12 protein-coding genes are annotated in these 10,575 nt (G+C 32.9%); 7 read left to right on the top strand and 5 right to left on the bottom strand.

All coding sequences use genetic code 11. From position 1 onward, the window contains the following. The first annotated feature begins 50 nt into the window (after positions 1 to 50). The 5 genes from J671_RS23720 to J671_RS23735 all read left to right on the top strand — a co-directional run bounded on the left by J671_RS23720 (position 51) and on the right by J671_RS23735 (position 4,438). Positions 51 to 560: a helix-turn-helix domain-containing protein gene (locus J671_RS23720; protein ID WP_004886316.1), complete on the top strand. Its 510-nt coding sequence runs from the start codon at positions 51 to 53 to the stop codon at positions 558 to 560. 32 nt (positions 561 to 592) lie between these two features. Further along, complete coding sequence (locus J671_RS0105235) at positions 593 to 1,435, top strand: IS3 family transposase (protein WP_228132367.1); 843 nt, start codon at positions 593 to 595, stop codon at positions 1,433 to 1,435. A 361-nt stretch (positions 1,436 to 1,796) separates the two neighbouring features. Then, positions 1,797 to 3,044 carry a serine hydrolase gene (locus J671_RS23725; RefSeq protein WP_004887896.1) on the top strand — a complete coding sequence of 416 codons (1,248 nt, stop codon included), beginning with the start codon at positions 1,797 to 1,799 and terminating at the stop codon, positions 3,042 to 3,044. A gap of 162 nt (positions 3,045 to 3,206) precedes the next feature. Further along, positions 3,207 to 3,884, top strand: coding sequence for an HAD family hydrolase (locus J671_RS23730; RefSeq protein WP_004887898.1), 678 nt, complete (start codon positions 3,207 to 3,209; stop codon positions 3,882 to 3,884). A gap of 125 nt (positions 3,885 to 4,009) precedes the next feature. Beyond that, positions 4,010 to 4,438: a GNAT family N-acetyltransferase gene (locus J671_RS23735; protein WP_004887900.1), complete on the top strand. Its 429-nt coding sequence runs from the start codon at positions 4,010 to 4,012 to the stop codon at positions 4,436 to 4,438. 95 nt (positions 4,439 to 4,533) lie between these two features. Here J671_RS23735 and J671_RS23740 read toward each other — a convergent pair whose 3' ends face one another. Both J671_RS23740 and J671_RS25620 read right to left on the bottom strand, forming a co-directional pair. Then, positions 4,534 to 4,992: a hypothetical protein gene (locus tag J671_RS23740; RefSeq protein WP_002054486.1), complete on the bottom strand. Its 459-nt coding sequence runs from the start codon at positions 4,990 to 4,992 to the stop codon at positions 4,534 to 4,536. Between the two features lie 251 nt (positions 4,993 to 5,243). Then, positions 5,244 to 5,438 carry a hypothetical protein gene (locus J671_RS25620; RefSeq protein WP_002054484.1) on the bottom strand — a complete coding sequence of 65 codons (195 nt, stop codon included), beginning with the start codon at positions 5,436 to 5,438 and terminating at the stop codon, positions 5,244 to 5,246. A gap of 215 nt (positions 5,439 to 5,653) precedes the next feature. On the opposite strand from J671_RS25620, the gene J671_RS0105240 reads away from it, so the two are divergent. Then, entirely contained in the window at positions 5,654 to 5,833 is a 180-nt protein-coding gene (locus J671_RS0105240; protein WP_006580620.1) for a hypothetical protein, read from the top strand. 48 nt (positions 5,834 to 5,881) lie between these two features. Here J671_RS0105240 and J671_RS23745 read toward each other — a convergent pair whose 3' ends face one another. From J671_RS23745 to J671_RS23755, 3 genes are all read right to left on the bottom strand, one after another. Beyond that, positions 5,882 to 7,207, bottom strand: coding sequence for an McrC family protein (locus J671_RS23745; protein ID WP_004887902.1), 1,326 nt, complete (start codon positions 7,205 to 7,207; stop codon positions 5,882 to 5,884). Positions 7,208 to 7,209: 2 nt separating this feature from the next. Continuing rightward, positions 7,210 to 9,222, bottom strand: coding sequence for an McrB family protein (locus tag J671_RS23750; protein ID WP_006580619.1), 2,013 nt, complete (start codon positions 9,220 to 9,222; stop codon positions 7,210 to 7,212). A gap of 147 nt (positions 9,223 to 9,369) precedes the next feature. Next, a complete protein-coding gene (locus tag J671_RS23755) occupies positions 9,370 to 10,281 on the bottom strand; it encodes a helix-turn-helix transcriptional regulator (RefSeq protein ID WP_004887908.1) in 912 nt (303 codons plus the stop codon). 162 nt (positions 10,282 to 10,443) lie between these two features. On the opposite strand from J671_RS23755, the gene J671_RS25625 reads away from it, so the two are divergent. Then, positions 10,444 to 10,575, top strand: a 132-nt coding sequence (locus tag J671_RS25625) for a helix-turn-helix domain-containing protein (protein WP_240490539.1), incomplete at its 3' end; no start/stop codon positions are given.

The following is a 10,575-nucleotide window of genomic DNA, read 5'->3' on the forward strand; positions in this document are numbered from 1 at the left end:
CTGAACTGCACCCCATAAGTTAGACTTTTTAAACTTATGAGGTGTGCCCTATGCCAATTCCGAAGCATTCAAAAGAGTTAAAATTAAAAGTCATTCAAGCTTATTTAGATGGAAGTAAAGGATATAAAATCCTTTCACAAGAATTTAATGTTGATCTCCAAACCATCCGCTTATGGATTGAAAACTATAAGGCACAAGGTGAAGATGGCCTGAATGTTAAAACTAAAAAAACCTACTACTCTTCCGAATTTAAAATCAAGGCTGTACAAATGCTTCTTGATAAGATACCGGTAAGAGAAGTTAGAAGACGGTTAAATCTGAGCGGGACGTCAATTTTAAGAAGGTGGCTCGCTCAGTATCATAAAGAAGGGATTGCCGGGTTTAATACTACGAGGATTTATACCAATATGGTTAAACAACATAAAACCAAAATAACTAAACCTATAAAAGAAGACAAAGATAAATCTCAACAGGAGCTCATTGATGAAGTGACTGCTTTACGAGCAGAGGTTGCCTTTTTAAAAAAGCTAAAAGCCTTAAAACTGAAGCAACGTACTTAAATACACTTTGTACTGCAGACACTGTTCAGGTTATTTCAGAATTAAGGCAAATTTATCCATTAAAACTCTTACTCAGTATTGCAAAGATTGCTCGTAGTACTTATTTCTATCACATGAAAGCTGTACGCTCTAATGACAAATATACTGAGTTAAAACAGCAGATTAAGTCCATATATCACAAGCATAAGGGATGCTATGGCTATCGTAGAATTACTCTTGCCCTGAAAAGTACAGGAATAATAATCAACCATAAATGTGTATATCGCCTTATGAAAACCATGGGACTTAAATCACGTATCAGAGCATTGAAATATCGTTCATATAAAAGTGGTTGTGTCAGGACGGTGGCTGATAACATTATGCAACGGCAATTTAAAGCGAACCATCCCAACCAGAAATGGGCAACTGATGTGACGGAATTTAATGTTAACGGTGAAAAACTTTATCTATCACCAATTATAGATTTGTTTAATGGGGAAATTATTACTTTCCGGATCCAACGTAAACTCAATTATGAGTTAGTGAAAGATATGCTCATTCATGCCTTAGCTAAACTTAAGCGACATGAGAAACCAATTCTCCATTCAGATCAAGGATGGCAATATCAAATGGCTCATTACCAACAGCAATTAAAGCAACATGGTTTAATTCAAAGTATGTCTCGTAAAGGAAATTGCTTAGATAATGCTGTAATAGAAAGCTTCTTTGGAATATTAAAATCGGAATGCTTTCATGGAGAAAAATTTCAATCAATTGATGAATTAGAGAAAACGATACGAGAATACATTCATTATTATAATCATGAGAGAATCAAGGTGAAGCTACAAGGTTTATCCCCGGTACAATATAGAAACCAGTTTATAAAAACTGCTTAACTAACTGTCCAACTTTATGGGGTCAGATCATTCCGCCGCAGAGGGGGCACGAGGGTTCGTCACTAAAAGATTGCTCTTTTAATGCTTTTCGGAACGGTCTGCTAAAACCGACTGGCAATGTGGCCAGCAGGCAAAGAATAGTGTCCAAGTCTCTTGCCGTCAAGCACACAAAATGACATTTGCTTTAAATTAGATCATTAAAAAAGTAAGGCTAAATAATTTAGCTTTATTATTAAAATTTGGTTTATAAAATCGAAGAAATTTATATAGATATATGATTTTTGATAGGTCAAAATGAACGTTTATTTTTAAAGACATTTATAAAAAATTATAGATGAGACCGAGTATAAGAGGACATTGAATGAAGAACTTTCTAACTAAGAAAATGTACGCGTCTAGAGCTTTATTTTTTGCTGTAGGCGTTATGGCTTTAAATGTGTCCCCTATTGTTGTTTCTACTGCTCATGCAGCAGCAGAACAAAAAATAGATACTTTATCTAGTAAGCTTTCATCAATTTTTGCAGATAAACCCATAGAAGCTTCTTTATTTAGCTCTCAATTTTTAGGACAAGTTTCCATCACACAAATTCAAAAAATCGTTGATGACTTAAAAGTATCTTTAGGCACTCTTAAAAGTATTAATGTTTCTAATGGTTCAGGAACGATTGATTTTGAAAAAGGAGAATTACCTGTTTCAATTAGCTTAGATCAGCAAGGGCAAATTAGTACCCTTTGGTTTAGCGCACCTCATTTTAAGATAGTAAGCTTAGATGAAACAGTCAAAGGTTTACATGAAAATGCAGTCGGTAAAACCTCTCTTTTAGTTGTTGTAGATAACAAACCTGTGATTGTTGAAAATGATAAAACCCCTATGGCTGTAGGCTCAACTTTTAAGTTACTCGTTTTAAAAGCATATGAAGATGCGATAAAAAAAGGCGAATTAAAAAGAGAAACTATTGTTTCTTTAAAAGAAAAAAATCGCTCATTACCAACAGGAGTTTTACAAAACCTACCTGCTGGTACACCTGTAAATCTCGAGCTTCTCGCGCAGTTAATGATACAAATTAGCGATAACACAGCGACCGATAGCCTTATAGAGGTATTAAAAAAGCCTCGTATAGAAGCGTTGTCACCTAGAAACTCTCCTATGCTGACCACACGAGAACTATTTCAACTGATTGATTCGAGTAATGAACAGCTCAGAAATAAGTTTAAAACAGGTACAAAATCGGCTCGTTTAGAAGTGCTCTCTGAGCTAGATAAACTGCCATTACCAAGTGTGAGTAGCATTGGAAAATCGGCTACTTGGCAAGATGCTGAATGGTATATGTCAGCCAATGAGATTTGTCCTCTTCTTGAAAGTGTTCAAAATGCCCCTGCTCTGAACAGTTCTTTAAATCCACTGTTTAAAAATTTAAATTGGCAAAAAATTGGTTTTAAAGGTGGTTCCGAATACGGCGTGATTAACTTTTCAGTAATTGGAAACACTCAAAAAGGCCATAAAGTTTGTGCAGTATTTACCGCAAATGGAAATGAGCCACAACCTGAGTCAAAACTAGCAATATTATTTACAAGCTTACTTCAAGCAGTTGATTCTATAAATCCTTAACTATAAAGACCCATCATGACTAGAAGACTTTTAGTAACGCCTTATGAGGGGTTGTTTTTGATTTGGAGTTATTCAGAAAAGAATCGTAAAAGTATTTTAATTAAACTGAACAATAGATAGAAATTCGCTATAAGTATTAATCTATTTCTTAAAGATTTTAAAATGAAAAAAGTACTTTTGTTTGACCTAGACCAAACCATTCTTAATCGCAATGAATCGCTTATAAAATTTCTAAATTGGCAAGTAAACTTCTTCAAATTAGTACCACAAGAATTAAAAGAGTCTTTTATTAAAAGCTTCATCAAGTTAGATAACAATGGAAGTGTTTGGAAAGATATTGTTTATGATCAATTAATTAAAAACTTTAATATCAAAAGATATGATACAAATGAATTGCTACAGTCTTATATTAATAATTTTAATAAATTCTCTACAGCTTTTGAAAATGCTCAAAAAATCATTCAAAACCTTCATGCTCAAGGATATACATTGGGCTTAGTATCAAACGGAAAAACACCGTTTCAAGAACATAATTTTTATGCTTTAGGAATAACAGATTATTTTTCAACTATCGTGATTTCTGAAGCCATAGGTTTAAGAAAACCTGACCCAGCAATTTATCTATATACTTGCACTCAATTGGGCTGTAACCCATCCGATGACATTTTTATTGGAGACAATCCCAAAGCAGATATAGAAGGCGCCAAAAAAGTGGGTATGCAAACAATATTTTTCCACCCAACTCTCACTCTTGAACACCCTCTTTCTGATGCAAGTATTCATCATTACGATGAACTTGAAGAAACAATTAAGAGATTAGTTACTAATCCCCTTTATTAAGCCAATCAATATTATAAAAAGCTTAATTTAAATGCTTTGATAAAGTATTTAGCCTATTTTGAGTTTTATAGCTATCATCGAAAAGCCAAACTTAAAAATTACAGATAGTACTTATAGGAAGAGTAATGGAAATTTCATTAAGACTTGCTAACGCTGCCGATCTCAAAGCTATAAACGAACGTTATGCCGAGGTTGATTTTGTACCATCACATGAAGATGAACTTATTGTACTAGCTTCTATTGGCGAGAAAACTGTTGGTCAAGGTAGAGTTGTCTCCATTGATTCGAACAGCGGTGAACTCGGTGGAATTTATGTTTTTCCTGGCAATGAAGGGTTAGGAATTGCTCGTAAAGTGGTCGATTTTCTAATTAAAAACTCGGAATTTTCCAAGCTTTACTGTTTACCCTTTGCTGAACTGGAAGGCTTTTACGGATCAATGGGTTTTAACCCTGTAAAAGATATGGTTCAGGTTCCCAAAGCTGTACTCAAAAAACATGAGTGGTGTAATAGTAATTACGACAAACCAGTTTTACTTTTACAAAGAAGTGAATGAGGCAATACCCATAAAAAAAACCGCCCCAGAAGGCGGTCGCTGAGTATAACCAGCAGGTATATAGAAGTATGGTGGACGAATACTTCTATATTCTTTTATGAAGGAGCTTTATTAGATTTCATAAAATCTTCAGATTTAAAATAATTAATGATCATATCTGCATGCTCTTCTTTTGGAGGAGCAACTGTCACAGGAAGCGATTCTTTAGACATTTTAAATCCGTGTGGGATTAACTGTGAAATTGGCGGGAATTTAGGTTTTCCTCCTTCTGTAACCCGTTCAATAAAACTGGCTAACCAGAGTAAATACTCTCCTTCATTTTCAAACTTTGGCATTACACTTACATCAACTTTAACCTTGCACTCACTAAGCGGTTTAGTTAATTGCTCATCAAAATCGATATAATTAAACTTAAGTTTGAATTCAGTTCCTTTAATGGCCTTACGAATCTGACTGATTAAACAATTCAGATTTTGTGTAAGGTCATTGGTGAATAAGTCATCTTTTTTAATATTCTTATAAACCTTTTCAGCCACGGCTAAATATTTTGGCATTTTTAACCTCCTCAATCTCAATTGTTATAAAGTTTTGATCTTAAAATGATTTATGGTTCTGATTATGGTGAAACAAATGTTAAGGAGTGAAATGTTATTATTGTTGAATGTAAGTAGTTAAAGCTTTCTGTAAGTTGCACCAAAAAAACACCGAAAAAAATTATGGTTTTGTTAAATCCTCCGCAATATTTTTTAAATTATTCTCTTCTTTTGAAACATTTATTTTCAATTAAAATTTACCATTTGGTAAATTAATACGATCTCATTTGCTGATCGCGTCTTACCAGTCCTAAAACTGATCTACGCACCCTAATTTCTTCTTCAGAAAATGGCAGATGTTGTTTCAACTCATCAATAGAAAGAGAATTATTTTCTATTAAAAAACAGTCTTGTTCGGTCGTCCATTGAGAAACTACCGATTCAGTTTGCTTGTAGTAACGTTTCATATGTCCTAGTAAATTGATGAGGCTAAAAAGCTTATAAATAGAACAGGCTTTTTAGTTTTCGAGCAGAAAGAAGAGTAAGAATACTACCGAAATACACAACAATAGAAAAGCCAAACATCACTGTAAAGCATTGTTTGGCACCTGTTAAAAATTAGCTTAATCCAAGTTTAATTGCTGTCATACCTGGCAATGATTATGATGTACATGTAAACCAGATGAAATTCTCTGTCCTTAACAATGGGTTAGTTCGGGCTAAAGGAAAGAACTTTGGTGAAAACTCTCAAGTAGATTTTAAAGTTCAGTGTGATGGGAAAAATTGTCAAATTGATGATATTTACACTCCTGATAGCTATAAAAAAGAAGTAATAGCGATTGTCAAAAATAATCAGTGTTAATAAATATTATTCAGAAGTAAAAGCTACGCTAAGTAGCTTTTACTTAATTTAAGAATGTAATCCAGCGATCATCAAATTATCTAAAATAAGTTCACTACGTTCTAAATCAAATGGAATTACCCAAATTTTTGGTTGTAGTCCAGTCTTCAATAAGTCATGAAGTTTAAACTCAAAAGGCTTTAGTGCTATCTGGAAATTTTTATGTTTTGGATAGATTAATACGATATCTGATGTGTGGCCCTGATACATATGATTATAGGCAAACATCTGATACATATCGCTTTGTTTTATCCCAAATTTTTCCTCAATATTATTGCTATTAATAAGTTTCCATTTAGTATCAAGTATCAAATATTTTTTAGACTTTGATTGTTCACAATAATATTGGATAGCTAAATCTGGTATTAAATTAAATATATCTTTTGAATTATATTGAGCTAAATATTTACTAGATTTCTGAGTCTCAAGCTTTGCTCCTTTTACAAGTTGCTTTGATAATTGTATTTCTACATATTTTTCAAATAACTTTTCCATAGGAAATAGAATACTTTTTGCCTGATTAATACCTTTTACAGCAAATGGGATTTCATTGCCTAAAATCAATTCACACCAATACCTTATATCGGAATAATGCGACATTAGTCGATCATTTTTCCATTTTTTAAAATCTTCCCTATAATTTGTAGATTGAGGCACTTCTGAGAACAGTAAATGAAACTCATGTGATGTTCGCCACAAATCAGCAGTCTTAGCTCTTTTACAGACCACATCAATACATGACCGAATCAACCGATTCTCTGCCCGATTTGACGTAAAAATATCATGTTTTATACTTAATTGATGTTGCCTTGTTAAAGGTTTTCGCATTTGTTGTGCTGTATCTAACTGTCCTCGTAAGAAGTTTTCTTCAGCCTCTACTCGCTGATAATCAAATCGTATCCCTGTACGATAAAGTTTCTGCAAAGCATCTAAAAATTGTGCATAGAACCAGTCTGTTAGAGGTACTTTGAATTTTTCAATCGAGGCAAGACCTGTATCACGCTGTGGCAACTGTAAAACCTGTTTCAAGATTTTAATCAAGATAGCCCTAGCATTACCATTATCCTCTACTGAATCAGCATGTTTTGGTAAGATCTCAATTTCAGTGCCGCATGGGGTTTCAATAACTCCAACAAAATTCTGTACTTGAATTTCCGATGCTGTTCTACCTAACTTTAAAATTCGCTGCCCATTTCTGAGCAGTTCCTGATTCAGTTGAAATAGGTAATCAAAACCACTCTGTGAAATTTCTGCAAAATCCATTTTCTGATTCTGCTGAGGAGGATTTTGTGAAACTCTTAAATATGCATATTCACGGATAGTGATATTCGACATAATCACAATCCACTTAACTCATTTCTGACTTCGGATGTTTCATCATAAATTGCAATATACTTCTTCACATCACTGAATGCTTCAGCCTTAATTTCCCAAATATTACGATTAATCAAGCTTTGATCTTTAAATAATCTATTTTGCGAACTTAGCTCATACTTTTTATGAAGCATTCCATTCCCATTTAAAACCGCATCAATCTTTTCCCAATCGTCAAAGAAATATTCCTGTAATTGTGGAATGATTTTTTGCTGAAAAATTTTAGCTAATTTTTGGATTTCTGGTTCTACTATTAAAGGCATGAAATTGGCATGTCCAATACAGTGGTCTCTATCTAATAGTATTTCGATGCGTTGATTTATTACAGTCAGTAATTTCACAATATTAATACCATCAATCTCTATGTCGTTCTCTTCCTGATCTCTTAACAACTCAGGTTTTGGTGGCATTTCAATAAAATCAAAACGTCGACGTAACGCAACATCCAGCCCAGTTAGAGAACGGTCTGAACTATTCATTGTCCCAATAATATAAAGATTATTAGGAATACTAAATTCTTCTTTTGAGTAAGGCAAAATTGTACTTAACTCTTCATCATTACCTTGACGTTTAGAATCTTCAATTTGGGTAATCAACTCACCAAAAATACGGGAAATATTCCCTCTATTAATTTCATCAATAATTAATACATAAGGTTTAGGTTTTGCATAAGCAGATACACTAGCTTTTAGTTCAGCTCGAAGAGCTTTTGCTATCGCCCATTCATAACTTTTCTGATCAATAATTTCCTCATTCTGTAATTTTAAGTAATTACGAATATGTCTTAACGACAAACTGATATCTATATCTTTTTGAGTTAAGGCAAATAAAGTGCCTTGCTGATTTGCAAAAACTCGTATTTCTTTGCCTGCTTTAGTATGAAAAACAAGTTTTTTCTCTTTTGCTTTCCTTATTAATCGTTCAATAGCTTGATTAATACTTTCATCTTCTATTTGAATACTATTTGAGCGCTTAGCTTCATACTCCATTCGAGCATCATCACAAAGTTCTTTAAACAAACCAGGTTTAACATCATAACTTAGTCCTTTATCATTAGCCTCAGCTCGAATACCCTCAACAAAATCTTCATAACTAAAACTTTGGTGAAAAGTTATAAATTTAATTTGTCCAATTTCTTTATAGTGATCAAATATTTTTTTTAGCTCAGTACGATCTGGATAAAGTTCATCTAACTCTTCAAAAGTTTTATTCAATAAAATACTGAGTGAATGATTAATTGTATGGTAAGTTTTACCAGTACCAGCTGCACCAAATAAAATACGATTTAATGGTCTAATCAACGAATCTTTATCACATTTTGTTTCGTTATCATCTGAAGTAATTGAGTCATGCTGGCTAAATTCCTCCATAGCACTCTTTTTAGGGTTAGCATTTAAATATTGTTCAGCTAATTTATTTCCATATTCCTGAATGGGAATATTTTTATCCTTTTTTCCTAAAAGATACTTATATGCTTGGGAATAAGTAAAATTATTATTTCCACTCAAAAAATCCAACCATGTCTTTGAAAAGATAGGAACAATATTTGGATTTTTTTGATCCTGGTATAAATATGCAATTTTCCATTTTAATACTGGAGAAAAGTCAATCTGGTCTATAGCTTCCATTTCGCCTAATTGACTTGCTTTAATAGTTTCCAATATTCTTTTCTTAACTTCATCAAATGCTTTTTCTTTAGTTTGACCATATTTTTCTAACCATGCATAGTCAGTCTCATAAATTTTACCTTTACCATTCTCTTTCTCATCAGAAGCATTTCTGTGGTAAATACCAAATTTAAATGCAGACCCACCTAAAATATTAGCGATAAGTTTAGTCTTATGTTCAAGCCAATAGCCAAATGTATCAATATTACCTACCTGGGAATACTCTGGCAGAGTCATTTTCTGAACTTTTTCTACTGACCATTGATTTAAAAATTCATTCCAAAGAGTTTGGATTTGCTGCTCACTCATTTCACTTACATCACTTCTATAAGTTGTGCTTAAAATTAAAGCTGACTTTTAATAAAAAATATTTAATGCCTATACTAAATGATAGTAATTAGGACAGTTGACAGGTTATGTCCTATATAGTGTTTCTAATGCAAATTTACTTATAGATTATATCTCTAGATATAGCTTTAGATCATTTTCCACACTATATTGGAGCTCAATAGGTGAGATTACCTTAACATGAGGTATCCAGAATCTAATTAGTGATTTAATCTGATCTTGATGTACTATACGACTTGAAATAATCAGGCTTCCATCATCATTTTTTTTCATAATTTGTTGCTCAGGAAAAAGCTGTCTTTGTTCGAAATGTTCAGCAGCTTGATATTGAACTGACAATACTATTTCTTTTTTTTCCTTGCCAAACCAAATACTCTCCTCATTTTCTAATTGTTTTATTATTTCTATATCAGATTCAAATGGATCTAAATGATGTTGTATTTGGCAATCTTTGCCAATTCTACTCAAGCGATACGCTCGTAGCCCTAACTGATCATTTCTTACCGCTGCTAAGTACCAACTACCGTGGTGATGTATAAGTTTATATGGCTGTACTGTACGTAACTTGCTGTTGTATTGAAAAGCTATATGTTTTCGACCTTGTATTGCTTCGCGAATTAATTTAAATAGCTCTGAAAAATGAGTTGTGTTTTCAAAAAAATAACCTTTTGCCGCATAAACTTCAGATGAACGGCTATCGAGTAATTCTCTTAGAAATGATAGATCCAAATTCGGATATAAACCCGTAATTCCAGAAAGCTGAGCAAAATTTTGGATATCTTGAGGGCTAATTTTACCAACATAGTTTGCTCCTAAATAAAACTTCTTTGTTTTTTCATCTATAACTAAAGGTAAACCTGCGATTGATAGCCTTTCTATATCTCGTTGTATAGTTTTTTTAGATACACTAAAATCTAAAGTCAATTCATAAGGGTCTAAATGCTCTCCTCTATTTAAACGGGTTATAATATTTGCAAGTCGCTCTGCTAAACGCTCATGAGCTTTTAAACTTTTTGACATCTTTTGAACTAAACACTTTTAAGTTTACTAATTTAATTATATTGTAGGATGGGCAGAGTAAAACTTGAAGTGCGACATAAACCACCTAATTAATTTAAAGGGTTTATGGAGTATATAAAATTGTCATACCATCATCTTAACTTTGAAGATCGTACTGCATTAATGCTTGAGTCAAGAAAAGAAGGCTTTTCAGCCAGAAAATTTGCTGAACTCATTAAAAGACATCCTAGTACGATCTATCGTGAGCTTAAAAGAAATAGCATCAATGACGTTTATCAAGCTCGATATGCTTCT

Source organism: Acinetobacter sp. 1130196 (assembly GCF_000588095.1).
Classification (GTDB): Bacteria; Pseudomonadota; Gammaproteobacteria; order Pseudomonadales; family Moraxellaceae; genus Acinetobacter; species Acinetobacter nosocomialis.